At 60.6% G+C, this 26,040-nt stretch carries 20 protein-coding genes and 1 pseudogene; 10 read left to right on the top strand and 11 right to left on the bottom strand.

The window, feature by feature from the left end:
- Window positions 1-67: 67 nt before the first annotated feature.
- Window positions 68-2,443: a phosphoenolpyruvate synthase gene (ppsA, locus tag KGA88_RS00785; RefSeq protein WP_110658868.1), complete on the bottom strand. Its 2,376-nt coding sequence runs from the start codon at window positions 2,441-2,443 to the stop codon at window positions 68-70.
- A gap of 174 nt (window positions 2,444-2,617) precedes the next feature.
- Here ppsA and KGA88_RS00780 point away from each other — a divergent pair, with 174 nt between their 5' ends.
- Window positions 2,618-3,436, top strand: coding sequence for a pyruvate, water dikinase regulatory protein (locus tag KGA88_RS00780; RefSeq protein ID WP_223588231.1), 819 nt, complete (start codon window positions 2,618-2,620; stop codon window positions 3,434-3,436).
- Window positions 3,437-3,552: 116 nt separating this feature from the next.
- Here the strand turns inward: KGA88_RS00780 and prpF are convergent, their stop codons facing one another.
- The 5 genes from prpF to KGA88_RS00755 form a co-directional block, all read right to left on the bottom strand.
- Entirely contained in the window at window positions 3,553-4,743 is a 1,191-nt protein-coding gene (gene prpF, locus KGA88_RS00775) for a 2-methylaconitate cis-trans isomerase PrpF (protein ID WP_223588228.1), read from the bottom strand.
- 66 nt (window positions 4,744-4,809) lie between these two features.
- Complete coding sequence (acnD, locus tag KGA88_RS00770; RefSeq protein ID WP_110658864.1) at window positions 4,810-7,404, bottom strand: Fe/S-dependent 2-methylisocitrate dehydratase AcnD; 2,595 nt, start codon at window positions 7,402-7,404, stop codon at window positions 4,810-4,812.
- Between the two features lie 205 nt (window positions 7,405-7,609).
- Window positions 7,610-8,737: a 2-methylcitrate synthase gene (gene prpC, locus KGA88_RS00765; RefSeq protein ID WP_046042905.1), complete on the bottom strand. Its 1,128-nt coding sequence runs from the start codon at window positions 8,735-8,737 to the stop codon at window positions 7,610-7,612.
- 165 nt (window positions 8,738-8,902) lie between these two features.
- Window positions 8,903-9,793 (bottom strand): methylisocitrate lyase, encoded by an 891-nt coding sequence (gene prpB / locus KGA88_RS00760; RefSeq protein ID WP_007971535.1) that lies wholly within the window; start codon window positions 9,791-9,793, stop codon window positions 8,903-8,905.
- Complete coding sequence (locus KGA88_RS00755; protein ID WP_008048579.1) at window positions 9,790-10,509, bottom strand: GntR family transcriptional regulator; 720 nt, start codon at window positions 10,507-10,509, stop codon at window positions 9,790-9,792. The genes prpB and KGA88_RS00755 overlap by 4 nt, the downstream gene beginning before the upstream one ends.
- A 297-nt stretch (window positions 10,510-10,806) precedes the next feature.
- Between KGA88_RS00755 and KGA88_RS00750 the strand changes: the two genes are divergently transcribed.
- The 4 genes from KGA88_RS00750 to pabB all read left to right on the top strand — a co-directional run bounded on the left by KGA88_RS00750 (window position 10,807) and on the right by pabB (window position 15,440).
- On the top strand, window positions 10,807-11,343 hold the full coding sequence (locus KGA88_RS00750) for an ATP-dependent zinc protease (protein ID WP_110661527.1): 537 nt from the start codon (window positions 10,807-10,809) through the stop codon (window positions 11,341-11,343).
- A 5-nt stretch (window positions 11,344-11,348) separates the two neighbouring features.
- A complete protein-coding gene (locus tag KGA88_RS00745; protein ID WP_110661525.1) occupies window positions 11,349-12,884 on the top strand; it encodes an inactive transglutaminase family protein in 1,536 nt (511 codons plus the stop codon).
- Window positions 12,884-13,870, top strand: coding sequence for an alpha-L-glutamate ligase-like protein (locus KGA88_RS00740; RefSeq protein WP_110661523.1), 987 nt, complete (start codon window positions 12,884-12,886; stop codon window positions 13,868-13,870). Before KGA88_RS00745 ends, KGA88_RS00740 begins: the two co-directional genes overlap by 1 nt.
- 226 nt (window positions 13,871-14,096) lie before the next feature.
- Entirely contained in the window at window positions 14,097-15,440 is a 1,344-nt protein-coding gene (gene pabB / locus KGA88_RS00735) for an aminodeoxychorismate synthase component I (RefSeq protein ID WP_223588225.1), read from the top strand.
- A 153-nt stretch (window positions 15,441-15,593) separates the two neighbouring features.
- On the opposite strand, the gene thrH is transcribed toward pabB, so the two are convergent.
- Window positions 15,594-16,211 (bottom strand): bifunctional phosphoserine phosphatase/homoserine phosphotransferase ThrH, encoded by a 618-nt coding sequence (gene thrH, locus KGA88_RS00730; RefSeq protein WP_102702772.1) that lies wholly within the window; start codon window positions 16,209-16,211, stop codon window positions 15,594-15,596.
- 172 nt (window positions 16,212-16,383) lie between these two features.
- Here thrH and KGA88_RS00725 point away from each other — a divergent pair, with 172 nt between their 5' ends.
- The 3 genes and pseudogenes from KGA88_RS00725 (at window position 16,384) to KGA88_RS00715 (ending at window position 19,191) form a co-directional block, all read left to right on the top strand.
- Complete coding sequence (locus KGA88_RS00725) at window positions 16,384-17,118, top strand: phosphoadenylyl-sulfate reductase (RefSeq protein WP_223588222.1); 735 nt, start codon at window positions 16,384-16,386, stop codon at window positions 17,116-17,118.
- Window positions 17,119-17,700: 582 nt separating this feature from the next.
- Window positions 17,701-18,406 (top strand): annotated as a pseudogene (locus KGA88_RS00720) (cytosine permease).
- A 56-nt stretch (window positions 18,407-18,462) separates the two neighbouring features.
- Window positions 18,463-19,191 carry an aspartate/glutamate racemase family protein gene (locus tag KGA88_RS00715; protein WP_110662053.1) on the top strand — a complete coding sequence of 243 codons (729 nt, stop codon included), beginning with the start codon at window positions 18,463-18,465 and terminating at the stop codon, window positions 19,189-19,191.
- 131 nt (window positions 19,192-19,322) lie between these two features.
- Here KGA88_RS00715 and KGA88_RS00710 read toward each other — a convergent pair whose 3' ends face one another.
- On the bottom strand, window positions 19,323-20,246 hold the full coding sequence (locus KGA88_RS00710) for a LysR family transcriptional regulator (RefSeq protein WP_223588220.1): 924 nt from the start codon (window positions 20,244-20,246) through the stop codon (window positions 19,323-19,325).
- Between the two features lie 124 nt (window positions 20,247-20,370).
- Between KGA88_RS00710 and KGA88_RS00705 the strand changes: the two genes are divergently transcribed.
- A complete protein-coding gene (locus KGA88_RS00705) occupies window positions 20,371-21,117 on the top strand; it encodes a 3-oxoacyl-ACP reductase family protein (RefSeq protein ID WP_110659479.1) in 747 nt (248 codons plus the stop codon).
- 122 nt (window positions 21,118-21,239) lie between these two features.
- On the opposite strand, the gene KGA88_RS00700 is transcribed toward KGA88_RS00705, so the two are convergent.
- Window positions 21,240-21,935 (bottom strand): HAD-IA family hydrolase, encoded by a 696-nt coding sequence (locus KGA88_RS00700; RefSeq protein ID WP_223588218.1) that lies wholly within the window; start codon window positions 21,933-21,935, stop codon window positions 21,240-21,242.
- 248 nt (window positions 21,936-22,183) lie between these two features.
- On the opposite strand from KGA88_RS00700, the gene KGA88_RS00695 reads away from it, so the two are divergent.
- Window positions 22,184-25,441, top strand: coding sequence for an RHS repeat-associated core domain-containing protein (locus KGA88_RS00695; protein WP_223588216.1), 3,258 nt, complete (start codon window positions 22,184-22,186; stop codon window positions 25,439-25,441).
- Window positions 25,442-25,530: 89 nt separating this feature from the next.
- On the opposite strand, the gene KGA88_RS00690 is transcribed toward KGA88_RS00695, so the two are convergent.
- The gene (locus KGA88_RS00690) at window positions 25,531-25,746 is read right to left on the bottom strand and encodes a hypothetical protein (RefSeq protein WP_110659482.1); all 216 of its coding nucleotides are present in this window, start codon (window positions 25,744-25,746) and stop codon (window positions 25,531-25,533) included.
- A 107-nt stretch (window positions 25,747-25,853) separates the two neighbouring features.
- On the bottom strand, window positions 25,854-26,030 hold the full coding sequence (locus tag KGA88_RS00685; protein ID WP_181432032.1) for a hypothetical protein: 177 nt from the start codon (window positions 26,028-26,030) through the stop codon (window positions 25,854-25,856).
- Window positions 26,031-26,040: the final 10 nt, after the last annotated feature.

The raw sequence follows: 26,040 nt of genomic DNA, 5'->3' as shown, positions 1-26,040 counted from the left end.
GCGTTATCGTTGACGTCCATCGCGAGCGGGCTCGCTCCTACAGGGGGAGCGGTCCGTTTTTACAGGATCAGGCCGAAGCTTGACCTTCTGCCAGGAAGAACCAGGTTTCCAGTACGGAGTCCGGGTTCAACGAAACACTTTCGATACCCTGTTCCATCAGCCATTTGGCCAGGTCCGGGTGGTCCGAAGGACCCTGGCCGCAGATGCCGATGTATTTGCCGGCCTTGTTGCAGGCGGCAATGGCGTTGGCCAGCAGCTTCTTGACCGCCGGATTACGCTCATCGAACAGGTGCGCGATGATCCCGGAGTCACGGTCCAGGCCCAGGGTCAGCTGAGTCAGGTCGTTGGAGCCGATGGAGAAACCGTCGAAGAATTCCAGGAATTCTTCCGCCAGGATGGCGTTGGACGGCAGTTCGCACATCATGATCACGCGCAGGCCGTTCTGGCCACGGGCCAGGCCGTTTTCTGCCAGCAGGTCGACCACCTGGCTCGCTTCGCCCAGGGTACGGACGAACGGCACCATGATTTCAACGTTGGTCAGGCCCATCTCGTTGCGCACACGCTTGAGGGCGCGGCATTCGAGTTCGAAGCAATCACGGAACGATTCGCTGATGTAGCGCGACGCACCGCGGAAGCCCAGCATCGGGTTTTCTTCTTCCGGCTCGTAGAGCTTGCCGCCGATCAGGTTGGCGTATTCGTTGGACTTGAAGTCCGACAGACGCACGATGACCTTTTTCGGCCAGAACGCTGCAGCCAGGGTGCTGATGCCTTCGACGAGTTTCTCGACGTAGAAACCGACAGGATCGTCGTAACCGGCAATGCGCTTGTCGACGCTTTCCTTGATTTCCAGCGGCAAGCCGTCGTAGTTCAGCAGTGCCTTAGGGTGCACGCCGATCATGCGGTTGATGATGAACTCCAGGCGGGCCAAGCCCACACCGGCGTTCGGCAGTTGCGCGAAGTCAAAGGCGCGGTCCGGGTTGCCGACGTTCATCATGATCTTGAACGGCAGGTCCGGCATGGCGTCGACGGAGTTTTTCTTGATATCGAAGCCCAGTTCGCCTTCGAAGATGAAACCGGTGTCGCCTTCAGCGCAGGAAACGGTCACGCCCTGGCCGTCTTTCAACAGCTGGGTGGCGTTGCCGCAACCTACTACCGCTGGAATACCCAGTTCACGGGCGATGATCGCCGCGTGGCAGGTACGGCCGCCACGGTTGGTGACGATGGCGCTGGCGCGCTTCATGACCGGTTCCCAGTCCGGGTCGGTCATGTCGGAAACCAGTACGTCACCTGGCTGGACCTTGTCCATCTCGGACACGTCCTTGATGATGCGCACCTTGCCGGCGCCGATGCGCTGGCCGATAGCGCGACCTTCCACCAGCACGGTGCCGGTCTCTTTCAACAGGTAACGTTCCATGACGTTGGCCTGGGTGCGGCTCTTCACGGTTTCCGGACGGGCCTGCACGATGTACAGCTTGCCGTCGTCACCGTCCTTGGCCCACTCGATGTCCATCGGGCACTTGTAGTGCTTCTCGATGATCATCGCCTGCTTGGCCAGCTCGCTGACTTCAGCGTCGGTCAGGCAGAAACGTGCGCGCTCAGCCTTGTCCACATCGACGGTCTTGACCGAACGACCGGCCTTGGCCTCGTCGCCGTAGATCATCTTGATGGCCTTGCTGCCCAGGTTGCGGCGCAGGATCGCAGGCCGACCGGCGGCCAGCGTGCCTTTGTGGACGTAGAACTCATCCGGGTTCACCGCGCCTTGTACGACGGTTTCACCCAGGCCGTAGGCGCCGGTGATGAACACCACGTCACGGAAACCCGATTCGGTATCGAGGGTGAACATCACGCCGGCAGTGCCGGTTTCCGAACGGACCATGCGCTGCACGCCAGCGGACAGGGCAACCAACTTGTGGTCGAAGCCCTGGTGCACGCGATAGGAAATGGCGCGGTCGTTGAACAGAGAGGCGAACACCTCTTTGGCCGCGCGAATGACGTTTTCGACACCACGGATGTTCAGGAAGGTTTCCTGCTGGCCGGCGAAGGAAGCGTCCGGCAAGTCTTCGGCGGTGGCGGAAGAACGCACGGCCACGGCCACGTCAGGGTTGCCGGCGGACAGCGCGGCGAACGCGGTACGGATTTCGGCATTCAATTTTTCAGGGAACTCGGCTTCCATGATCCACTGACGGATCTGGGCACCGGTCTTGGCCAGGGCATTCACGTCATCGACGTCGAGAGCATCGAGCGCGTCGTGAATCTGCTGATTCAGGCCGCTCAGTTCCAGGAAATCACGATACGCCTGAGCGGTCGTGGCGAAGCCACCGGGCACCGATACACCGGCACCTGCAAGGTTGCTGATCATCTCGCCCAGGGATGCGTTCTTGCCCCCCACGTGCTCAACGTCGTCTTTGCCGAGCTTGTCGAGGGAAACTACGTACTCTACCAAGGTGATCTCTCCACTAACTGTGTTGGATAAGCTCAGAAACCGGCTGCTTAAGTGAGCATTTGCCGGCTATATGGCCTGGACCTGGAAAATAAGTGAGAATGCGGGCCATTGGCGGCCGGCAAATCGCGCCTATCATATCCAAGATTCGTCACTAGCTTAAGGCCCAAGGTGCAAATGAAACGATCTGCTTTCTTTATCTCCGATGGTACCGGCATTACCGCCGAAACCCTGGGTCAAAGCCTTCTGGCGCAGTTCGAAAACATTACCTTCAGCAAAGTCACGCGGCCGTACATCGACAACGTGGACAAAGCGCGGGCCATGGTACAACAAATCAACAAAGCCGCCGAAACCGACGGCTTCCGTCCGATTATCTTCGACACCATCGTCAATCAGGACATTCGTGAGATTCTCGCTACCTCGAATGGTTTCATGATCGACATTTTCTCGACGTTCCTGGCACCGCTTGAACAGGAACTGACCGAGCATTCTTCCTACACCGTGGGCAAATCCCATTCCATCGGTGCCAATACCAATTACATGGAGCGTATCGAGGCCGTTAACTTCGCCCTCGACAACGACGACGGTGCCCGCACGCACTATTACGACAAGGCCGACCTGATACTAGTGGGCGTGTCGCGATGTGGTAAGACGCCGACGTGCCTGTACATGGCGATGCAATTCGGTATCCGCGCAGCCAACTACCCGCTGACCGAAGACGACATGGAGCGTCTGCAACTGCCGCCCGCCCTGCGCGCCCACCAGCACAAACTGTTCGGCCTGACCATCGACCCGGACCGCCTCACCGCGATCCGCAACGAGCGCAAGCCCAACAGCCGCTATTCGAGCTACGCCCAGTGCGAGTTCGAAGTGCGCGAGGTGGAGAACCTGTTCCGCCGCGAAAACATTCCGAACATCAACTCCACGCATTTCTCCGTGGAAGAGATCTCCGCGAAGATACTCGTGGAGAAAGGTGTGGAGCGGCGTTTCAAGTAAATCTCCAGCGAAGATCAACTGTAGGAGCGAGCCTGCTCGCGATGGTGTGTCAGTCGACACCAATGTGAATGACACTCCATCGCGAGCAAGCTCGCTCCTACAATGTTATGTGCCGATCAGAACGAATCCCCCGGCACCCGCACAAACCCTTCCATCAACACCCGCGCACTGCGACTCATGATCGCCTTGTTCACGGTCCATTCGCCGTTGACCTGGCTGGCCTCGGCGCCGACGCGCAAGGTGCCGGACGGGTGGCCGAAGCGCACTGCGTTGCGTTCGGTGCCACCCGCTGCGAGGTTAACCAGAGTGCCGGTGATCGCTGCCGCCGTGCCGATTGCGACTGCCGCCGTGCCCATCATCGCGTGGTGCAGCTTGCCCATGGACAGCGCACGCACCAGCAGGTCGACATCGCCTGCCGCAACGGCTTTGCCGCTGGACGAAACGTAGTCCGCCGGCTTGGCCACGAAGGCGACTTTCGGCGTGTGTTGGCGCTTGGCCGCTTCGTCGACCTTGGCAATCAGGCCCATGCGCAGTGCGCCATAAGCACGAATGGTTTCGAACATCTGCAAGGCTTTCGGGTCGCCATTGATCGCGCCCTGCAACTCGGTGCCCTTGTAGCCGATGTCTTCGGCATTGATAAAAATTGTCGGGATGCCAGCGTTGATCATGGTCGCCTTGAAGGTCCCGACGCCGGGTACTTCCAGGTCATCCACCAGGTTGCCGGTAGGGAACATCGAACCGCCGCCACCCTCTTCTTCCGCCGCCGGATCGAGAAACTCGATCTGCACCTCTGCGGCCGGGAAGGTCACGCCGTCGAGTTCGAAATCACCGGTCTCCTGCACTTCACCATTGGTGATCGGCACGTGGGCGATGATGGTCTTGCCGATATTGGCCTGCCACACGCGAACCACGGCCACGCCGTTGTGCGGGATGCGGCTGGCGTCGACCAGACCGTTGCTGACCGCGAACGAACCGACGGCCGCCGACAGGTTGCCGCAGTTGCCGCTCCAGTCCACGAATGGCTTGTCGATGGAGACTTGACCGAACAGGTAATCAACGTCGTGATCGGCCTTGATGCTTTTCGACAGGATCACGGTTTTGCTGGTGCTGGAGGTCGCGCCGCCCATGCCGTCGATTTGCTTGTCATACGGATCGGGGCTGCCGATCACGCGCAGCAGCAACGCGTCGCGGGCCGGGCCTGGGACCTGTGCGGCTTCAGGCAAATCCTTCAGGCTGAAAAACACACCTTTACTGGTGCCGCCGCGCATGTAGGTCGCGGGAATCTTGATCTGAGCTGCGTGAGCCATGGTGCTGCTTACTCCTGATCTGAAAACAGACACGGGACTCAAGGTCCCGTGTCTGCAAAGCGTGTGTTAGACGGCGACCGCCGATTCTTCGAGGAAGTCCTGGGCGAAGCGTTGCAACACGCCGCCGGCCTCGTAGATCGACACTTCTTCGGCGGTGTCGAGGCGGCAGGTCACCGGCACATCGACGCGTTCGCCGTTCTTGCGATGGATCACCAGTGTCAGCTCGGCACGCGGGGTGCGCTCGCCAATCACGTCGTAGGTTTCGCTGCCGTCGATGGCCAGGGTGTGGCGGTTGGTGCCCGCTTTGAATTCCAGCGGCAACACGCCCATGCCCACCAGGTTGGTGCGGTGAATGCGCTCGAAACCTTCGGCGGCAATCGCTTCCACACCCGCCAGGCGCACGCCCTTGGCCGCCCAGTCGCGGGACGAACCCTGACCGTAATCGGCACCTGCGATGATGATCAGCGGCTGCTTGCGATCCATGTAGGTCTCGATCGCTTCCCACATGCGCATCACTTTGCCTTCCGGCTCGACACGGGCCAGCGAACCCTGCTTGACCTTGCCGTTTTCCTGAACCATTTCGTTGAACAGTTTCGGGTTGGCGAAGGTCGCGCGCTGCGCGGTCAGGTGGTCACCACGGTGCGTCGCGTAAGAGTTGAAGTCCTCTTCCGGCAGGCCCATTTTCGCCAGGTATTCGCCAGCGGCGCTGTCCATCATGATCGCGTTGGACGGCGACAGGTGATCGGTGGTGATGTTGTCCGGCAGCACGGCCAGCGGACGCATACCCTTGAGCGGACGTGCTCCGGCCAACGCACCTTCCCAGTACGGCGGACGGCGGATGTAGGTGCTCATTTCGCGCCACTCGTACAGCGGCGCGACTTTCGGACCGGTGTCTTCGTGGATGGCGAACATCGGGATGTAGACCTGACGGAATTGCTCAGGCTTCACCGAAGCTTTCACCACGGCGTCGATTTCTTCGTCGCTCGGCCAGATGTCCTTCAGGCGGATTTCCTTGCCATCGACCACGCCCAGCACGTCTTTTTCGATGTCGAAACGGATGGTGCCGGCGATGGCGTAAGCGACCACCAGTGGCGGCGATGCGAGGAAGGCCTGCTTGGCGTACGGGTGAATCCGGCCGTCGAAGTTACGGTTGCCGGACAACACCGCAGTGGCGTACAGGTCGCGGTCGATGATCTCTTGCTGGATCACCGGGTCCAGTGCGCCGGACATGCCGTTGCAGGTGGTGCAGGCGAAGGCGACGACGCCGAAACCGAGCTTGTCCAGCTCATCGGTCAAGCCGGCTTCATCGAGGTACAGCGCCACGGTTTTCGAACCTGGTGCCAGGGACGACTTGACCCATGGCTTGCGGGTCAGGCCGAGCTTGTTGGCGTTGCGCGCCAGCAGGCCGGCGGCGATCACGTTGCGCGGGTTGCTGGTGTTGGTGCAGCTGGTGATGGCGGCAATGATCACCGCGCCATCCGGCATTTGGCCCGGCACATCGTCCCATTGGCCGGAAATGCCTTTGGCTGCCAGATCGGAAACCGCTACACGGGCGTGCGGGTTGCTCGGGCCGGCCATGTTGCGCACGACCGAGGACAGGTCGAAGGTCAGGCCGCGCTCGTATTGCGCGCCTTTAAGGCTGTCAGCCCACAGGCCGACCTGCTTGGCGTAGTTCTCGACCAACTGCACCTGCTCGTCTTCACGGCCGGTGAGCTTGAGGTAGTCGATGGTCTGCTGGTCGATGTAGAACATTGCCGCGGTGGCGCCGTATTCCGGAGCCATGTTGGAAATGGTCGCGCGGTCGCCGAGGGTCAGCCTTGATGCGCCTTCGCCGAAGAACTCCAGCCATGCGCCAACCACTTTTTGCTTGCGCAGGAACTCGGTCAGCGCCAGCACCATGTCGGTGGCGGTGATGCCCGGTTGCAACTTGCCAGTCAGTTCGACGCCAACGCTTTCCGGCAGACGCATCCACGATGCGCGGCCGAGCATCACGCTTTCGGCTTCAAGGCCACCGACACCGATGGCGATCACGCCCAGTGCATCGACGTGCGGAGTGTGGCTGTCGGTGCCGACGCAAGTGTCGGGGAACGCCACGCCGTCACGCACCTGGATCACCGGAGACATTTTCTCCAGGTTGATCTGGTGCATGATGCCGTTGCCCGGCGGGATCACGTCAACGTTCTTGAACGCCTTCTTGGTCCAGTTGATGAAGTGGAAGCGATCTTCGTTGCGACGGTCTTCGATGGCGCGGTTCTTTTCGAACGCCTGCGGATCGAAGCCACCACGCTCGACAGCCAGGGAGTGGTCGACGATCAACTGCGTCGGCACCACCGGGTTGACTTGCGCAGGGTCACCGCCTTGCAGGGCGATGGCGTCACGCAGGCCGGCGAGGTCGACCAGCGCGGTCTGGCCAAGAATGTCGTGGCACACCACGCGGGCCGGGAACCACGGGAAATCGAGGTCGCGCTTGCGTTCGATGAATTGCTTGAGGGATTCGGTGAGCGTGGCCGGGTCGCAGCGACGCACAAGGTTTTCCGCCAGCACACGGGAGGTGTACGGCAGGGTGTCGTAGGCGCCAGGCTGGATCGCCTCGACCGCTGCGCGGACATCGAAGTAATCCAGGTGGCTGCCGGGCAGCGGTTTACGGAATTGTGTGTTCATCGTCAGGACTCGGTCACGGTAGTTACAAAAGGCGGGGCCTGGCACCGGTACTGAACTGGACTCGGTCAAATGTGGGAGCGGGCTTGCTCGCGAAAGCGGTGTATCAGTCAACATCAATGTTGGATGTCAGTCCGTCTTCGCGAGCAAGCCCGCTCCCACAGTAGTTCCCGGTTCAGTCAGTAACCCGTGCGGTAGCCTCCACCATTCAGCGTTGTTCGATTGGTACGAACTTGCGCTGTTCAACGCCGGTGTACTCGGCGCTTGGACGGATGATGCGGTTGTTGGCGCGCTGCTCGTACACGTGTGCAGCCCAGCCGGTCAGGCGCGAGCAAACGAAAATCGGTGTGAACAACTTGGTCGGAATGCCCATGAAGTGGTACGCCGAGGCATGGTAGAAGTCGGCGTTCGGGAACAGTTTCTTCTGTTCCCACATGGTCTTGTCGATGGCTTCGGACACTGGGAACAACACCTTGTCGCCTACTTCGTCAGCGAGTTTTTTCGACCAGCCCTTGATCACTTCATTGCGCGGATCGTTGTCCTTATAGATCGCGTGGCCGAAGCCCATGATCTTGTCCTTGCGCTCGAGCATGCCGAGGGTGCCCTTGATCGCGTCTTCCGGCGAAGAGAAACGCTCGATCATTTCCATCGCCGCTTCGTTGGCGCCGCCGTGCAGCGGGCCGCGCAGCGAGCCGATGGCCGCAGTGATGCACGAATACAGGTCGGACAGGGTCGACGCACAGACACGTGCGGTGAAGGTCGATGCGTTGAACTCGTGCTCCGCGTAGAGGATCAGCGAAACGTTCATCACCTTGACGTGCAGCTCGCTCGGTTTCTTGCCGTGCAGCAGGTGCAGGAAGTGGCCGCCGATGGACTGCTCGTCGCTCACGCAATCGATGCGCTTGCCTTCGTGGCTGAAGCGATACCAGTAGGTCATGATCGCCGGGAACGCCGCCAGCAGGCGGTCGGTCTTGTCGTGCTGCTCGGAGAAATTGTTCTCCGGTTCCAGGTTACCCAGGAACGAGCAGCCAGTGCGCATCACGTCCATCGGGTGGGCGTCGGCGGGGATGCGTTCCAGCACTTCTTTCAGCGCTTGCGGCAGGTCACGCAGCTTGCTCAGCTTGGTGATGTAGGCGTTCAGTTGCGCTTTGCTCGGCAGTTCGCCGTACAGCAGCAGGTAAGCGACTTCTTCAAACTGTGCGTCAGCCGCCAGTTCACGAACGTCATAACCACGATAGGTCAGACCGGCACCCGACTGGCCCACGGTGGACAGTGCGGTTTGCCCGGCAACCTGGCCACGGAGCCCGGCGCCACTGAGTACTTTTGCTTCGGCCATTTGTGCTGTCTCCAATTTTTCTTGAATTTGTCAGAGAAACTTATCTCGCTTCCTGTAGGAGCAAGCTTGCTCGCGATGGTGGACGCTGCACTGCGGGGCATCAGGCTACCCGCGTTATCGTTGACGTCCATCGCGAGCAGGCTCGCTCCTACAGGTACACGGTGTTTACTTCTTCGCGGCAAACAACGCATCGAGCTTCTGCTCGAAGGTGTGGTAGTCGATGCGATCGTAAAGCTCCATGCGGGTCTGCATGGTGTCGATGACGTTCGCCTGCGTGCCATCGCGGCGCAGTGCGGTGTAGACGTTTTCCGCCGCCTTGTTCATGGCGCGGAAGGCCGACAGCGGGTACAGCACCAGCGACACGTCGACAGCGGCGAGTTGCTCGGTGGTGTACAGCGGGGTCGCGCCGAACTCGGTGATGTTGGCCAGGATCGGCGCTTTCACACGACTGGCGAACAGCTTGTACATGTCCAGTTCGGTGATGGCTTCCGGGAAGATCATGTCGGCGCCCGCCTCGATGCACGCGGCGGCGCGATCCAGGGCAGATTCCAGACCTTCCACCGCCAGGGCGTCGGTACGGGCCATGATCACGAAGCTGTCGTCGGTACGGGCATCGACGGCGGCCTTGATGCGGTCGACCATTTCCTGCTGGGTCACGATCTCTTTATTAGGACGGTGGCCGCAGCGCTTGGCGCCAACCTGGTCTTCGATGTGAATCGCCGCCGCGCCGAACTTGATCATCGACTTCACGGTACGGGCCACGTTGAACGCCGAGGAACCGAAACCGGTGTCCACGTCCACCAACAGCGGCAGGTCGCAGACGTCAGTGATACGGCGCACGTCAGTCAGCACGTCATCCAGGCCGGTAATGCCCAAGTCAGGCAGGCCCAGGGAGCCGGCAGCCACCCCGCCACCCGACAGGTAGATCGCCTTGAAACCGGCGCGCTTGGCCAGCAGCGCGTGGTTGGCGTTGATCGCGCCGACCACTTGCAATGGATGCTCGCTGGCGACCGCATCGCGGAAACGCTGGCCTGGAGTGCTCTTGTTCAAACTCATGACTCACCTCGTTTGGCTGTCGGGTTAGCGCCGTCCTGGTAATGACGGGCGATGTTGCGTTTGGAGGCGCCGATATGACGGCGCATCAACAACTCGGCCAGCTCACCGTCACGGTCGGCGATGGCATCGAGAATGCGGTGGTGCTCGGCGAACGCCTGGTGCGGGCGATTGGGCGTGGTGGAAAACTGGATGCGGTACATGCGCACCAGTTGATACAGCTCGCCACAGAGCATTTGGGTCAGCGTGCGGTTGCCGCTGCCCTGGATGATTCGGTAGTGGAAGTCGAAATCGCCTTCCTGCTGGTAGTAGCCACGCCCTGCCTGAAACGCCTCATCGCGCTCGTGGGTTTCCAGGACCCGACGCAGTTCGTCGATTTCCTCGAGGCTCATGCGCTCGGCGGCCAGGCGACAGGCCATGCCTTCCAGGGATTCGCGGATTTCGTATAGCTCAATCAGTTCGGCGTGGTTGAGCGACACCACCCGGGCGCCGACATGCGGCACGCGAACCAGCAGGCGCTGGCCTTCCAGACGGTGGATGGCCTCGCGCAACGGGCCACGGCTGATGCCGTAGGTGCGTGCCAGTTCCGGTTCGGAGATTTTGCTGCCCGGGGCGATATCGCCTTTGACGATAGCCGCCTGAATGCGGCGGAAGACGTTCTCGGAAAGCGTCTCCGTATCGTCTTGCGTAGAAACCGGGGGATCGAGTTGATCCAGCATATTGTCGACACCTTGTAAGCCAATGCCGTAAAAACTAACGAATACAGGCGCATCAGTCAAAGGATAAATAGATATTGTCGACAATCTTCTGATAACCGGTTGCACCATAACGAAGCAACCCGTCTATTTATAGCCACCGGCCAGCGCTGGCGCCATCAAACCACCGTGCTAGAATGCCGCCCGCATTTGTTTGTCACATCTGCACTGTCTGTCACGAAACCCTGATAGGCATACGAGGGAGCTTGCGCAGCAATGCCAGGGCCTTGAATCAAGTCGGACCGCTGCGCACCAGGATTTATGAGACTCAAGCCCTTCCCTACCTTTCTTTATTTCTTATGCCTGCCCGGCTTCGCAATGGCCGGGGAAAAGACCGTGTATGGCCTGAATGAGTACGCCTCGCTCAATGGCATCGATCTGGAAGTGGCGGCCAAACTCGACACCGGGGCGAAAACCGCTTCCCTGAGTGCACGGGATATCAAACGCTTCAAACGCAACGGCGAGTCGTGGGTGCGCTTTTACCTGGCCATCGACGCCGCCCATTCGCACCCGATCGAACGCCCACTGGCCCGTGTCAGCAAGATCAAGCGCCGGGCCGGCGACTACGACCCGGAGGAAGGCAAGAAGTACACCGCCCGCCCCGTGATCGAACTGGACATCTGCATGGGCTCGGCCCTGCGCAGCATCGAAGTGAACCTGACCGACCGCAGCGCTTTCCAATACCCGCTCCTGATTGGCTCCGAAGCACTCAAACGCTTCGATGCACTGGTTGACCCCAGCCTTAAATATGCTGCCGGCAAACCCGCCTGCACCACCGACGCTTATACCGCCGAGTAATTTAAATGCGCTCTCTTACCCTTCATCTGAAACTGCTGATCGCCATCCTGGTGGTGCTGGGCATTTCAGTTACGGCCTATCAGATCTTCGTACTGGGCATCCCGGTGACCGAAGACGCCACTGACGACCTGTGGAACATCGACGCCAAGGTCGAGTTCGTCGCCAGCGCCAAGGATCCGGTCAAGATCCAGATGTTCGTGCCGCCGCTAAGCCGCGACTTCGTCAGCCTCAACGAGAGCTTCATCTCCAATAATTACGGCGTGGCCGTGAACCGGGTCGACGGCAACCGCAAGGTCACCTGGTCGGCGCGCCGGGCCAAAGGCAATCAGACGCTTTACTACCGCCTCGTGCTGACCAAGCGTTACTCCGGCGAGAAAGCCAAGATCAAAGGCCCGACCTTCCGTGACAGCGTCGCCATCGAAGGGCCGGAAAAGATCGCCGCCGAAGCCCTGCTCGCCCCCATTCGCCAGCACTCGGCCGACGTCGAAACCTTCGTCGGCGAAGCGATCAAGCGGGTCAACAATCTCAACGACGACAACGTGAAACTGTTGCTGGCCGGTGATCCATCCACCGCGCACAAGGCGAAAATCGTCGAGTTGCTGCTGTCCATCGCCCACGTGCCGATCGAGAAGGTCCACACCATCCGCCTGGTGGCCGACCAGCCGCAAGTACCGGAACTGTGGCTGCGCAGTTTCAATGGCACCGACTGGCTGTACTTCAACCCGGAAACCGGTGAACAGGGCCTGCCGACCGACCGCCTGCTGTGGTGGACCGGCGACGAAAACCTGATCACCGTCGATGGCGGCAAGAAAGCCAACGTGACCTTCAGCCTGAACAACAGCGAAATGAACGCCATTCGCCTGGCCAAGCTGACCGACGAAAACACCGACGCCAACTTCCTCGAGTACTCGCTGTACGGCCTGCCGCTGCAAACCCAGCAGACCTTCATGATCATGGTGATGATCCCGATCGGCGTGCTGGTGATCCTGATCCTGCGCAACCTGATCGGCATCCAGACCCTCGGCACCTTCACCCCGGTGCTGATCGCCCTGGCCTTCCGCGAAACCCAGCTCGGCTTCGGCATCGTGCTGTTTACCATCATCACGGCGCTGGGCCTGTCGCTACGGTCCTACCTCGAACACCTGAAGCTGCAAATGCTGCCGAGGCTGTCGGTGGTACTGACGTTCGTGGTGGTGCTGATCGCGGCGATCAGCCTGTTCAGCCACAAACTCGGCCTGGAGCGAGGCTTGTCGGTGGCGCTGTTCCCGATGGTGATCCTGACCATGACCATCGAACGCCTGTCGATTACCTGGGAAGAGCGCGGCGGCGGCCATGCCATGAAAGTGGCCATCGGCACGCTGTTCGCCGCGTCCCTGGCGCACCTGATCATGACCGTTCCGGAACTGGTGTACTTCGTGTTCACTTTCCCGGCAATCCTGCTGATCCTGGTGGGCTTCATGCTGGCCATGGGTCGTTATCGCGGATATCGCCTGACCGAACTGGTGCGCTTCAAGGCTTTCCTGAAGAAGGCTGACGCCTGATGTTCGGCCTCTGGAAGACCTGGAAGGCCCTGGAAGCCCGGGGCATCATGGGGATCAATCGGCGCAATGCAGACTACGTGCTCAAGTACAACAAACGCAGCCTGTACCCGATCGTCGATGACAAGATCCTCACCAAGGAGCGCGCCATCGCCGCCGGCATCCATGTGCCCGAGTTGTATGGCGTGATCTCCACCGAGAAGGAAATCGACAATCTCGACGAGATCATCGGCGGACGCAACGATTTCGTGATCAAACCGGCCCAGGGCGCCGGTGGCGACGGCATCCTGGTGATTGCCGACCGTTTCGAGGGACGGTACCGCACGGTGTCCGGCAAGATCATCAGCCACGAAGAAATCGAACACCAGGTTTCCAGCATCCTGACCGGCCTGTACTCCCTGGGCGGTCACCGCGACCGCGCGCTGATTGAATACCGCGTGATTCCGGACCAGATCTTCAAGAGCATCAGTTACGAAGGCGTGCCGGACATCCGCATCATTGTCTTGATGGGCTACCCGGTCATGGCCATGTTGCGCCTGCCGACGCGCCAGTCCAACGGCAAGGCCAACCTGCACCAGGGCGCCATCGGTGTCGGTGTCGACCTGGCCACCGGCCTGACCCTGCGCGGCACCTGGCTGAACAACATCATCAACAAACACCCGGACACCACCAACGCGGTGGATGGCGTGCAACTGCCCTACTGGGACGGTTTCATGAAACTCGCCGCGGGCTGTTATGAGTTGTGCGGGTTGGGCTACATCGGTGTCGACATGGTCCTGGACCAGGAAAAAGGCCCGCTGATTCTGGAGCTCAACGCCCGGCCGGGGTTGAATATTCAGATTGCCAACGATTGCGGGCTGACGTTACGAACGCATGCGGTGGAAGCACGACTGGAAGACCTAAAGGCTCGTGGCGTGACTGAAACGGTCGAAGAGCGCGTGGCGTTTGTGCAGGAGATGTTCGGGCATATTCCTACGGTTGAGATTTGATCCCTTGTGGCGAGGGGGCTTGCCCCCGTTCGGCGGCGCAGCCGTCGCAACCCCGGCTGACTTGGTCTACCTGACAAACCAGAGGGCCGCTGCGCAGCCCAACGGGGGCAAGCCCCCTCGCCACATGAATGTGCGGCCACATACTTCTTTCCGACATCCCTCTAGGACCAAATCCTGCAGAGGACTACAATCGCCACCCCGCCTCGATGGCTGATTTCCCCCGCCCATGCTGACTTGTTCCGTACACCCGCTGCCCTATCGTGCCAACCCCGCCCAATACTTCGCGGCGATTCGCCATGCCCCCGGTGCCGTGCTGCTCGACAGCGGCCGCCCCAGCGCCGACCGGGGCCGTTATGACCTGCTCAGCGCCTGGCCGCTGGAACAGCTGACGGTAGCGCTCGACGAAAGTGGCGAAGATTTCCTGCAACGCTTGCGCGATAACCTGACACGCCTGGGTGAAGCCTCTCTGCCAGCACCTTATGAGTTGCCGTTTGCCGGCGGGTTGATCGGCTACCTGAGTTACGATTTCGGCCGCCATCTGGAGCGCCTGCCGAGCCAGTCCCGGGACGACCTGCAACTGCCTGACGCGCGTTTCGGCCTGTATGGCTGGGCATTGATCAGCGATCACCTTGCGCTGACCAGCCAACTGGTGTTCCACCCGGCACTGCCCGCCAGCGAACGCCAGCGCCTGATCGACCTGTTCAGCCAGCCGGTAGCGGAAGTGGTCGGCCCCTTCAAACTGCTCACCCCGATGACCGCCGACTTGAGCGCTGACGAGTATCAACAGGCCATCGAACGCATCCAGCAGTACATTCAGGCCGGCGACTGTTACCAGGTCAACTTCGCCCAACGGTTTCGCGCGCCCTGCCAGGGTGATTCGTGGGCCGCTTACTGCGCATTGCGCGCAGCGTGCCCGACGCCTTTTTCCGGTTTCCAGAGCTTGCCTGACGGCAACGCTGTACTCAGCCTCTCACCGGAACGCTTCGTCAAAGTCAGCCAAGGTCATGTGGAGACCCGCCCGATCAAGGGCACTCGACCTCGTGGCCTGACGCCCGGGCAAGACGCCGCGAACGCCGCCGAGCTGCTGGCCAGTCCCAAGGACCGCGCGGAAAACCTGATGATCGTCGACCTGCTGCGCAATGACCTCGGCCGCACCTGCCGCACAGGTTCGGTACGGGTGCCGGAATTGTTCAGCCTGGAAAGCTATCCGAACGTGCATCACCTGGTGAGCAGCGTCACCGGCGAACTCGCGGATGACCGCGACGCCCTGGACCTGATCGCCGGCAGCTTCCCCGGCGGCTCGATTACCGGCGCGCCAAAGATTCGGGCGATGCAGATCATCGACGAACTGGAGCCGACCCGACGTGGGCTGTATTGCGGTTCATTGGTGTACCTGGACGTGCGCGGCGAGATGGACAGCTCGATCGCAATTCGCAGCTTGCTGGTCAAGGATGGCCAGGTCTGTTGCTGGGGCGGCGGCGGGATTGTTGCGGATTCCGAGTGGCAGGCCGAGTATCAGGAGTCGATCACCAAGGTGAAGGTGCTGCTCGATACCCTGCAAAACCTCTGACACAGCGCTTTTGTGGCGAGGGGGCTTGCCCCCGTTCGGCTGCGCAGCAGTCGCAAACCGTTACACGCGCTCTATTTGAGGATGCGCAGTGTCAGGTTTTGGGGTCGCTTCGCGACCCAACGGGGGCAAGCCCCCTCGCCACAGGGGATCGGGTTACAGGCTCAAGGTCCGGTTCGAAGCCTTGATGAACTCCTGCTTCAGCTCCTCAAACGTGTGCACCGCCGGGAACTGCGGGAACTCGGCAATCACGTTATCCGGTGCATGGAACAGAATCCCGGCATCGGCCTCGCCCAGCATCGTGGTGTCGTTGTAGGAATCCCCCGCCGCGATCACCCGGTAGTAGAGGCTCTTGAAGGCCAGGACCGACTGACGCTTGGGATCTTTCTGACGCAGCTGGTAGCCCGTGACTCGCCCGCTGTCGTCGGTAATCAGGCGATGGCAGAGCAAAGTCGGGAAGCCCAGTTGGCGCATCAACGGCTGGGAGAACTCATAGAAAGTGTCCGACAGGATCACCACCTGGAAGCGCTCGCGCAGCCAGTCGACGAACTCGATCGCACCGTCCAGCGGCTTGAGCGTAGCGATCACTTCCTGGATGTCGGAGAGCTTCAGGCCGTGCTCGTCGAGAATCCGCAGGCGCTGCTTCATCAGCACGTCGTAGTCGGGAATGTCCCGGGTGGTGGCCCTGAGGGATTCGATCCCGGTTTTTTCAGCGAAGGCGATCCAGATTTCCGGGACCAGCACACCTTCAAGATCCAGACAGGCAATTTCCACAAGACACTCCCATTTGTATTGATTATTGAGTCGAGCGAGCAAAAAGACTGCCGAACTCTAGCGACTCGGGCCTGCCTGCGCAACGCAGAGGATGCCCCGGCCCGTGCAGCTTTTTGTTACCATCGGCCCATATAGAGCGCCCAGCGCCACCGACCTGTAGGAAGCCGCCCTGATGAGCCCAACGTTCGACGTCGTGGAACTCGCCACGACCCATGCCAACAAATCCGCCCAGGACATCCTGAAACTCGCGTTTGCCGAGTTCGGCGATGACCTGTGGATATCTTTCAGCGGCGCCGAGGATGTGGTGCTGGTGGACATGGCCTGGAAGCTGAACAAGAACGTCAAGGTGTTCAGCCTCGACACCGGCCGCCTGCACCCCGAGACCTACCGCTTTATCGATCAGGTGCGCGAGCACTACAAGATCGACATCGAACTGGTGTCGCCGGACCACACCAAACTCGAACCCTTCGTGAAGGAAAAGGGCCTGTTCAGCTTCTACAAGGACGGCCATGGCGAATGCTGCGGCATCCGCAAGATCGAGCCGCTGCGTCGCAAGCTGTCCGGCGTAAAAGCCTGGGCCACCGGCCAGCGCCGGGACCAGAGCCCCGGCACCCGCAGCGCTGTGGCGGTGATGGAGATCGACACCGCGTTCTCCACCCCGGAACGCACCCTGTACAAGTTCAACCCGCTGGCGCAAATGACCAGCGAAGAGATCTGGGGCTACATCCGCATGCTCGAACTGCCGTACAACAGCCTGCATGAACGCGGCTTCATCAGCATCGGTTGCGAACCCTGCACCCGCCCGGTACTGCCGAACCAGCATGAGCGTGAAGGCCGCTGGTGGTGGGAAGAAGCGACGCAGAAAGAATGCGGGTTGCATGCAGGGAATATCATCAGCAAGGCATAACCCTCGATTTCCTGCCCTGTGAAATCCCCCCTGTGGGAGCGGGCTTGCTCGCGAAAACGTAGTGTCAGTCGATATATTTTCTGACTGATACACCGCATTCGCGAGCAAGCCCGCTCCCACATTAGTGGTGTGACAGCCAAAAAAAATGTGTACACAGGAATGTCACCATCGGTACCATTTATGTGTGCACTTTTTTTTCTACGCCCCCAAAAGTTACATCCCTCCGACTGCCTTGCCCCCGCACTCCCTCCTGAATTCCCGCTACAAAATAAATACCTGTTCAATCGGTCAATTTATATTGTCTTTTTTTCAATAACTTGGCGCAAAGCCATAACAAAACGAAATGAGTAGCGCTTTTCATAGAACGTCCGACTGGCATGGATCTAGCTTAAGTGCATACATGTTTTGTATACAATTATCTCAAAACATACACACACTTTAGATCCGCAAGCCTGAAGCGCCCTATCCCGTACAGGCTGCAGATGCCCCGTAACCAATGATATTCGCCGCCCGCGACGAAGATTTGTCGAGCCAACGCTCATGCACAGTCATCGCGATGTCGAGCATCAGGAGCCTGCCGGAATGCGTACTAGTCTCTCCAATAACAATATCGCGCTGGATCTACCCTCCTCCCATTCCACCCACACCGCCGACAATCAGGCGCATCACGCCCCCGTGGTGCTCAGTCCCAGGTTGCACAACAAGGACCTGGCACCGACCAAGTCCGAAGGTCGGCGCTGGGGCCGCTACAGCATCTTTGCCCTGTGGACCAACGACGTTCACAACATTGCCAACTACTCGTTCGCCATCGGTCTGTACGCTTTGGGCCTGGGTGGCTGAGTACCTGACCTTCCGCCGCGCCGGGCTGATCAGCGCGACCATCGCCGTGCTGATCCTGCCGTGGAACCTCTACAACAGCCCGCTGGTGATCGTGTACTTCCTGTCCGGCCTCGGTGCGCTGCTCGGCCCGTTGTACGGCGTGATCATGGTCGACTACTGGCTGGTACGAAAAGGCCAGGTCAATGTGCCGCAGTTGTATAGCGAAGACCCCAACGGCGCGTACTACTACAGCCGCGGCGTCAATTTGCGCGCGGTGGCGGCGTTCATTCCTGCAGCGTTGATCGCCATCGTCCTGGCCCTGGTGCCAGGTTTTCACCGCGTCTCGCCGTTCTCCTGGCTGATTGGTGCCGGCATCGCCGGGATGCTCTACCTGATCATCGCCAAACGCCAACCGCACTACGCCGATGTCAGCGGCGAAGCCATCGCGGTCGACAACGTCAGTCATTAATCCTGTCGCGGCCCGGCGTTGTCGGGCCGCAGAACCCTCTGCAATAAGGACTCCCCATGCGCATTCTCGTGGTCAACGTCAACACCACCGAATCCATCACCCAGGCCATCGCCCGCTCGGCGCAGGCCGTCGCGTCGCCCGGCACGGAAATCGTCGGCCTCACCCCGCACTTCGGCGCCGACTCCATCGAGGGCAATTTCGAAAGTTACCTGGCGGCGATCGCGGTCATGGACCGGGTAATGTCCTACGACCAGCCTTTCGACGCGGTGATCCAGGCCGGCTACGGCGAGCACGGCCGTGAAGGTTTGCAAGAACTGCTCAACGTGCCGGTGGTGGACATCACCGATGCCGCCGCCAGCACGGCGATGTTTCTCGGCCACGCCTATTCCGTGGTCACCACCCTCGACCGCACCGTGCCGCTGATCGAAGATCGCCTCAAGCTCTCCGGCCTCTGGGACCGCTGCGCCTCGGTACGGGCCAGTGGTTTGGCGGTGCTGGAGCTGGAGCACGAACCGCAGCGCGCACTGGAAGCCATCGTGCATCAGGCCGAACTGGCGGTGAGCCAGGACAAGGCCGAAGTGATTTGCCTGGGCTGCGGCGGCATGGCCGGGCTGGACGAGCAGATTCGCCGACGTACTGGCGTACCGGTGGTGGATGGCGTGACGGCGGCAGTGACCATTGCCGAATCGCTGGTGCGGTTGGGCCTGTCGACCTCGAAAGTGCGGACCTATGCGACGCCGCGGCCGAAAAACATCATTGGCTGGCCGGCGCGGTTTGCCCGGTAGATTGCGGCGCCCCCTTCGCGAGCAAGCCCGCACACACTGGATCTCCAGTGAATACAATTTTTGCATTCGCAACAGATCAAATGTGGGAGCGGGCTTGCTCGCGAAGAAGGCAACTCGGTCTGGAGCCTGACTCAAACCGCACTGAACCTCTGCCCCAACCCCCGCTCGGCAAACTGCTCAATGACGAATTCGACAAACGCCCGGGTCTTGCCGGGCAGCAGTTTGTGTTCGGCATAATAGATAGAGGTGTAGCCGTCGTCGATGTACCAGTCCGGCAATACCCGCTGCAACCTGCCCGACTCCAGATAGCCCGAGGCAAACGGCATGCTCACCAGCGCAATGCCCAGCCCCTGCGCGGCCGTGGCGCAGGCGGCCTCGGAATCGCTCATGGTCATCCGCGCCTTGAGCGTCAACGGGCTGTGTTGCTGATTGCGATGGGTCAACTGCCAGGAGCGCACCCGACCGGTCTGCGGCGAACGGATTAGAATCCCGTCATGGTGCTTGAGGTCGTCCGGCTCGCTGATTGCCGCATGTGTCTCCAGATAGTCCTTCGTCGCCACCAATACCCGATGCGCGGGACTCAGCCGGCGCGCCACCACGCCCTGGGGCAGTTCAAAGCCACCGCCGATTGCCGCGTCAAAACCCTGCCCGATCAGATCGACCTGGCGGTTGTCGAAGTGCCAGTCCGGGTTGATCGCCGGAAATCGCCGCAGAAACTCGCCGAGCATCGGCACAATGTACAGGCAGCCGAATACCGTCCCCATGCTGACTTTCAAGGTGCCCGCTGGCTGCCCTCCGGCACTGGCAAGATTGGCCACGGCATTCTGGATCGTGTGCAGGCTGCCGCTGACTTCGCCAAGAAACAACTGGCCGGCCTCCGTCAGCGTCAGGCTGCGCGTGCTGCGCTGGAACAGTCTGACGCCCAGCCGCGCTTCGAGCTTGGCGACGCTCTTGCCCACCGCCGCCGGTGTCAGGCTCAAGCGCCGCGCAGCTTCAGCGAAGCTGCCAACCTCGGCGCTGCGCACAAAGCATTCGATACTGCTGAAGGTTTCCATAAGCGCCACTATAAACTTTTGGTTTACACAGACTATCGCAATTATGGTCTACACAGCACTTAATCCTGAATCGATACTAGGCTCCATCAACCGGGACATCTCGCCTCGGAACTTGGAGACCGACATGACTACTCAGAACCTCAGCGGCAAAGTGGCATTGATTCAAGGTGGTTCCCGCGGTATCGGTGCAGCCATCGTCAAGCGCCTGGCCGCTGAAGGCGCGACCGTTGCCTTCACTTATGTCAGTTCGACGGCCAAGGCTGAAGAACTGCAAGACAGCATCACCGCCAAGGGCGGCAAGGCCCTGGCCATCAAGGCCGACAGCGCCGACGCCGACGCCATCCGCGGTGCCGTGTCCGCCACGGTAGAAGCCTTCGGTCGCCTGGATATCCTGGTCAACAATGCCGGCGTACTGGCGGTCGCACCGCTGGCCGAATTCAAACTCGAAGACTTCGACCAGACCCTGGCCATCAACGTGCGCAGCGTGTTCATCGCCACCCAGGCCGCCGCCAGACACATGACCGAAGGCGGTCGCATCATCAACATCGGCAGCACCAACGCCGACCGCATGCCCTTTGCCGGTGGCGGCCCGTACGCCATGAGCAAGTCGGCACTGGTCGGCCTGACCAAAGGCCTGGCCCGTGATCTCGGCCCGCAAGGCATCACCATCAACAACGTGCAACCGGGCCCGGTCGACACCGACATGAACCCGGCCCACGGTGACTTTGCGGAAAGCCTGATCCCGCTGATGGCCGTGGGCCGATACGGCAAGGCCGAAGAGATCGCCAGCTTCGTTGCCTACCTCGTCAGTCCCGAAGCCGGCTACATCACCGGGGCCAGCCTGACCATCGACGGTGGTTTCGGCGCCTGATGCCTGTCAGCCAACTGCAATAACTGTGGGAGCGGGCTTGCTCGCGAAGACGCTGTGTCAGGCAACATTGATGTCGTCTGATTCAGCGCTTTCGCGAGCAAGCCCACATTTTTTATCTGGTGTCAGGTCCATTCAAGCGCCGGCAACCCAAAAGCACCCGGCTCGAACGCCTTCAACGTACGAAGAATGCCATCAGCGTGTGCGTACCTGGCGTCGGCCATTGCCACATCCGGAATCGCAATCGCCGTCATCCCCGCCGCTTTCGCCGCGGTGACGCCGAAGGGCGAATCCTCGAACACCAGGCAATCCTCGGGCGCGACGCCCAGGCGCCGTGCCGCCGTCAGGAAAATATCCGGTGCCGGTTTTGCCGCGCCCACCTCCGGGTCATCGGCGGTGACGATGAAGTCGAACAAGGCGAACCAGTCGCGGTGCAAGGTGGTCTTCTGGCCGAACGACTGGCTTGAAGAACTGGTGCCGACGGCAATGGGAATATTGTTGGCCTTCAGATGCCGTACCAGCTCCTGTGCGCCAGGCATCGCTTGCGCCGTAGGAAAACGCTCGCGCATCAGCGGCTCGCGGATCACCAGGAATTCTTCGGCGGTAATCGGCAGGTCCAGCGCTTCAACCACATAGCACGCCAGATCACCTGCACCGCGACCGATGATGTTCTGCTTGATACTCCAGTCGAACGTTCGGCCGTAACGCGCGGCGATGATGGACGTGACTTCGGTGTAGATGCCCTCCGTATCCAGCAACAAGCCGTCCATATCGAATATCACGGCCTTGATCGGGCCGAATGCTTTCAGTGGTGCATTCATCGCATCTGATCCGTTTTCCGAGGCATCCCGAGCGGCGCAGGTGAGGCTCGCTCCCGAATGGATTAAAGGATTCAGCAGCATAACGAGCGCTGCTGGCCTGGAGCAACGATGAAATCCCGATTCGCGCTGAATGGCTCTGTATGATTTAACGAATCGCCCTACACCAAACACCAACTTTCCCGACTGCTTTTCTTGAAGATCCTCCGCACAGTCTCACGTCCTACATTCCGCCAAGCGAAAGTCTGCAGATGTTCGATCCCCAAAAGGTATTGGCATGCCCCGCCTGCGGCTCCCTGAATCGGGTGCATCGGTTCGAAGTCGTCGCCAATGCCGACACCATCGAGCGCTCCGCCCCCCACCACTGCCCAGTGTCGATGGTCACCGGCGAAGTACTGCTGACCCTCACGGACGGCACCCTCGACGGGATCCTGTCATTCGACTTCACCCGCCTCTATCGCACCAGAGCCGTCGAACTCGACAACGGCCTCGGATTTGGCTGGAGCCATTCGCTGTCCCAACACCTGGAACTCCACGGCGAGCAGGTGCTGTGGATCGACCCTGAAAATCGCCGCACGTCTTTTCCATGGCCGAGGGCGGCGCGCCCGGTGATCCGCCACAGCCTGTCGCGGGCGGCAATTTACCTTGGCGAGGAGCCGGACGAACTGATTCTCGTCCTGGCCGGCGACGCGGCGCGTTTTTATCATTTCCGCGATGGCCGGCTCAGTGTGATCAGCGACGCCTACGGCAACCGCCTGACGGTACAGCGCGACAGCGTTGACCGGATTCAACGCCTGGACAATGGCGCCGGCCGCGCCTTGCTGCTGCGTTATGACCTCAAGCATCTGTTGGCCGTCGACTATCAGGTGTTTCAGCGCAGCGACTGCGAGGCGAATACCTGGCACACCGAACAGACACTGGTCAGCTACCGCTACGACGCCCGCCAGCGCTTGATCGAGGTCACCAACGCCGCGGGGGAAAGCGAGCGCTATGACTACGACGAGCAGCACGTCATCCTGCAACGACAACTGGCCGGCGGCGCGAGCTTCTTCTGGGCGTGGGAACGCTGCGGCAAGAGCGCCCGTTGCGTCCATCACTGGGCCTCGTTTGCGCAGATCGAAGCGCGCTACGCCTGGGACGATCAAGGCTGCGTGACGGTGCGCAACGCCGACGGTAGCGAAGAGGTTTACGTTCATCACGACCGCACACGGCTGGTGCGCCAGATCGGGCTGGACGGCGGTGAACGGCATAAGGCCTACGACGATCAGGGCCGTCTGATCGCCGAGCAGGACGCCCTCGGCACCGTCACCGAATATCATTATGACGAACTCGGCCAACTGATCATGCTGCTAGCGCCGGATCAGGCGCCCATGTTCTACGAGTATCGCCACGGTTTCCTGCACAGCTGCACCCGCGCTCAGGCGACGTGGCGCTACCAGCGCAATACCCAGGGTGATATCACTGCCGTCACCGATCCCGACGGGCAGATCACCCGCTATTTCTACGATTCGCCGGGGCGCTTGCTGACGATCCGGTTCCCCGACCAGAGCGGTCACCGATTTGTCTGGAACGCCTTGGGGCAATTGCTGGAAGAGACGCTGCCGGATGCTGCTCAGCGCGTTTTTTCCTACGACGCGTTGGGGCAGCGGATTACTCGGCAGGACGAACACGGCGCCATCACCCGATATGAGTGGGATGCCCTGGGTCGACTGACCCGGACCACGCTGCCCACCGGTGCGTACCGTGCCTATCGCTACAACGCCCACGGCCGGGTCACCGCCGACACCGATGAACTGGGACGGGTAACCCGTTACGAATACGCCGACGACCTGCATTTGATCAGCCGTCGGATTAACCCCGACGGCAGTATGCTGAAGTACCGCTACGACCATGGGCAGTTATTGCTCACAGAGATCGAAAACGAGGTCGGCGACACTTACCAGCTGGACTACACCCCGGGTGGATTGATCAGACAGGAAACCGGCCTCGATGGCCGTCGTACCACCTACAACTACAACCTCAATGGCCAGTTGCTGGAGAAAACCGAGTTTGGTGACGACGGTTCGCAACTGGTTACCGGTTATCAACGTGACAGCGCCGGGCGGTTACTGGTCAAAACCTTGCCCGACGGGATCAAGGTCGAGTACTGCTACGACGGCCTCGGACGGCTGGTCAGCGTTAACGACGGCCAGGACCACCCGCTGGCGTTCGAATACGACCGCCAGGACCGGTTGATCACCGAGCATCAAGGCTGGGCTACCCTGCGTTACGACTACGACGCCTGCGGTCGGCTCAAGCGCCTGCGCCTGCCGGACGCCTGTGTCCTCGACTACCACCATGCCAAGGGGGGCGCCCTCACTGCCATCGACCTGAACGGCACGCGCCTGACCACCCATCGAGTTGTCGGCGGGCGCGAACAGCAACGCCAACAGGGCCTGCTGCTCAGCGATTATGCCTACGACGAGCAAGGCCGTTTGCAGGCCCATATCGTCAGCCAAAAACAACGACCACTGTACCGCCGCCAGTATGCCTACAGCGCCAAGGGCAACCTCCTGCAGATCATCGACAGCCGCCACGGCCCAAGCCGCTATCAATACGATGCACTCGACCGCCTGACCGACGTACGTCACGCCCGTGACCAGTGCGCAGAGAACTTCGCTCACGACCCGACCGGCAACCTGCTGATCCACAATCGCCCCGGCCCGTGTGTGCTCCAGGGCAACCGCCTGCACCGCTGTGACGACAACCACTACGACTACGACGCCTTCGGCAACCTGATTCGCGAACGCCGCGGTACGCCGCCCCAGGACACCGAATACTCCTACGACAGCCAGCACCGTCTTATCGGCGTCAGCACCACGGACGGTAAAAGTGTCAGCTACCGCTACGACGCCTTCGGCAGGCGCACCAGCAAAACCGTAGACGACCACACCACGCAATTCTTCTGGCAAGGCGACCAGCTCATCGCCGAAAGCAGTCCCCGGCACTACCGCAGCTATGTCTACGAACCTGGCAGCTTTCGCCCGCTGGCGCTGCTCGATGGCAAAGGCCGGGCAGACGCCTGCCCGTTCTACTACCAACTCGACCACCTCGGCACCCCACAGGAGCTGACCAGCTACAGCGGCGCCATCGTCTGGTCGGCCAAATACAACGCCCACGGCAAACTACGCAAACTGAGCCACGGCAACGGCGAACGACTCGAACAGCCGCTACGGTTCCAAGGGCAATACTTCGACGCTGAGAGCGACCTGCACTACAACCGGCATCGCTACTACCATCCGGACATTGGTCGTTATCTGACACCAAATCCGCTCAGGTTGGCCGCTGGGCTGACCCCGTATCAGTACACCCGAAACCCGACGGGGTGGGTGAATCCATTGGGGTTGAGCGGCAGTTTCCCGCCGGCCAACGAGCCGGGATGCTCGGTGACGGATTCGCAGAGAATGGCAACAGTTGATGAAGGCGAGCCTGACGCACCCTCTCCAAAACATCGATACAAGCACTTGTAATAATGGAGGACCCTGGAAACTTCTGGAGGCGGATATGCCCCCCTTCGGATCGACTCCTTAAAGAAGTAATCGGGACTTGGGTTTTCTCACTATCGCGGCGAAATAGCCGGCTCACCCGAGTCATCACCGCCCGCATCGTCTCGATCTTCCGAGTCTGCCTCAATGTTGTCGTCGCTCGGAACCTGCTCCACGCCGGCATCATCATCGTCCGGCGGTCGTTGGTCGCGGCTCAAGGAGTCAGTAGGAGATGGCAGCGGATACTCCGGTGTTTCATCAACGTCGAAGATTTTCGGATCAGTGTTCATTTCGCACCTCCGCAGTGACCTGAAGTGCAGGCCACGGCCTATCGAGGACTGGGCGATGGACGCGCTCGATCAAGTAGACAACCGGTCAATGCTGCAACACGGTTCGATCAGTCTTCGTCCTCTTCCTCATCTTCAAACTCAATATTCCCGACATCGCCCGCATCATCAGCATCGTTAAGCGGCACCGTCGCATCATCCATCAACGATCCCGGGTCTTCATTGCCGGGATCGTTGATATACGTCTGTCCGCCCGGGCCTTTTTCTTCCTTGCCTGCGGTTTTCATGGCATGCCTC

The sequence above is a fragment of the Pseudomonas sp. A-R-19 genome (genome assembly GCF_019956575.1).
GTDB lineage: Bacteria > Pseudomonadota > Gammaproteobacteria > Pseudomonadales > Pseudomonadaceae > Aquipseudomonas.
The sequence above is the reverse complement of the archived record's forward strand: the minus strand, read 5'-3'. Positions and strand labels throughout refer to the sequence as shown.

Excerpts from the sequence above, each read along its gene's own strand:
- KGA88_RS00755 (WP_008048579.1), bottom strand. The coding sequence starts at position 10,509 with ATGCTGGATCAACTCGATCCCCCGGTTTCTACGCAAGACGATACGGAG.
- prpF (WP_223588228.1), bottom strand. The coding sequence starts at position 4,743 with ATGGCTCACGCAGCTCAGATCAAGATTCCCGCGACCTACATGCGCGGC.
- KGA88_RS00695 (WP_223588216.1), top strand. The coding sequence starts at position 22,184 with ATGTTCGATCCCCAAAAGGTATTGGCATGCCCCGCCTGCGGCTCCCTG.
- acnD (WP_110658864.1), bottom strand. The coding sequence starts at position 7,404 with ATGAACACACAATTCCGTAAACCGCTGCCCGGCAGCCACCTGGATTAC.
- KGA88_RS00685 (WP_181432032.1), bottom strand. The coding sequence starts at position 26,030 with ATGAAAACCGCAGGCAAGGAAGAAAAAGGCCCGGGCGGACAGACGTAT.
- KGA88_RS00690 (WP_110659482.1), bottom strand. The coding sequence starts at position 25,746 with ATGAACACTGATCCGAAAATCTTCGACGTTGATGAAACACCGGAGTAT.
- KGA88_RS00745 (WP_110661525.1), top strand. The coding sequence starts at position 11,349 with ATGCGCTCTCTTACCCTTCATCTGAAACTGCTGATCGCCATCCTGGTG.
- KGA88_RS00725 (WP_223588222.1), top strand. The coding sequence starts at position 16,384 with ATGAGCCCAACGTTCGACGTCGTGGAACTCGCCACGACCCATGCCAAC.
- KGA88_RS00710 (WP_223588220.1), bottom strand. The coding sequence starts at position 20,246 with ATGGAAACCTTCAGCAGTATCGAATGCTTTGTGCGCAGCGCCGAGGTT.
- KGA88_RS00705 (WP_110659479.1), top strand. The coding sequence starts at position 20,371 with ATGACTACTCAGAACCTCAGCGGCAAAGTGGCATTGATTCAAGGTGGT.
- prpC (WP_046042905.1), bottom strand. The coding sequence starts at position 8,737 with ATGGCCGAAGCAAAAGTACTCAGTGGCGCCGGGCTCCGTGGCCAGGTT.
- pabB (WP_223588225.1), top strand. The coding sequence starts at position 14,097 with ATGCTGACTTGTTCCGTACACCCGCTGCCCTATCGTGCCAACCCCGCC.
- KGA88_RS00750 (WP_110661527.1), top strand. The coding sequence starts at position 10,807 with ATGAGACTCAAGCCCTTCCCTACCTTTCTTTATTTCTTATGCCTGCCC.
- prpB (WP_007971535.1), bottom strand. The coding sequence starts at position 9,793 with ATGAGTTTGAACAAGAGCACTCCAGGCCAGCGTTTCCGCGATGCGGTC.
- KGA88_RS00740 (WP_110661523.1), top strand. The coding sequence starts at position 12,884 with ATGTTCGGCCTCTGGAAGACCTGGAAGGCCCTGGAAGCCCGGGGCATC.
- KGA88_RS00700 (WP_223588218.1), bottom strand. The coding sequence starts at position 21,935 with ATGAATGCACCACTGAAAGCATTCGGCCCGATCAAGGCCGTGATATTC.
- KGA88_RS00780 (WP_223588231.1), top strand. The coding sequence starts at position 2,618 with ATGAAACGATCTGCTTTCTTTATCTCCGATGGTACCGGCATTACCGCC.
- KGA88_RS00715 (WP_110662053.1), top strand. The coding sequence starts at position 18,463 with ATGCGCATTCTCGTGGTCAACGTCAACACCACCGAATCCATCACCCAG.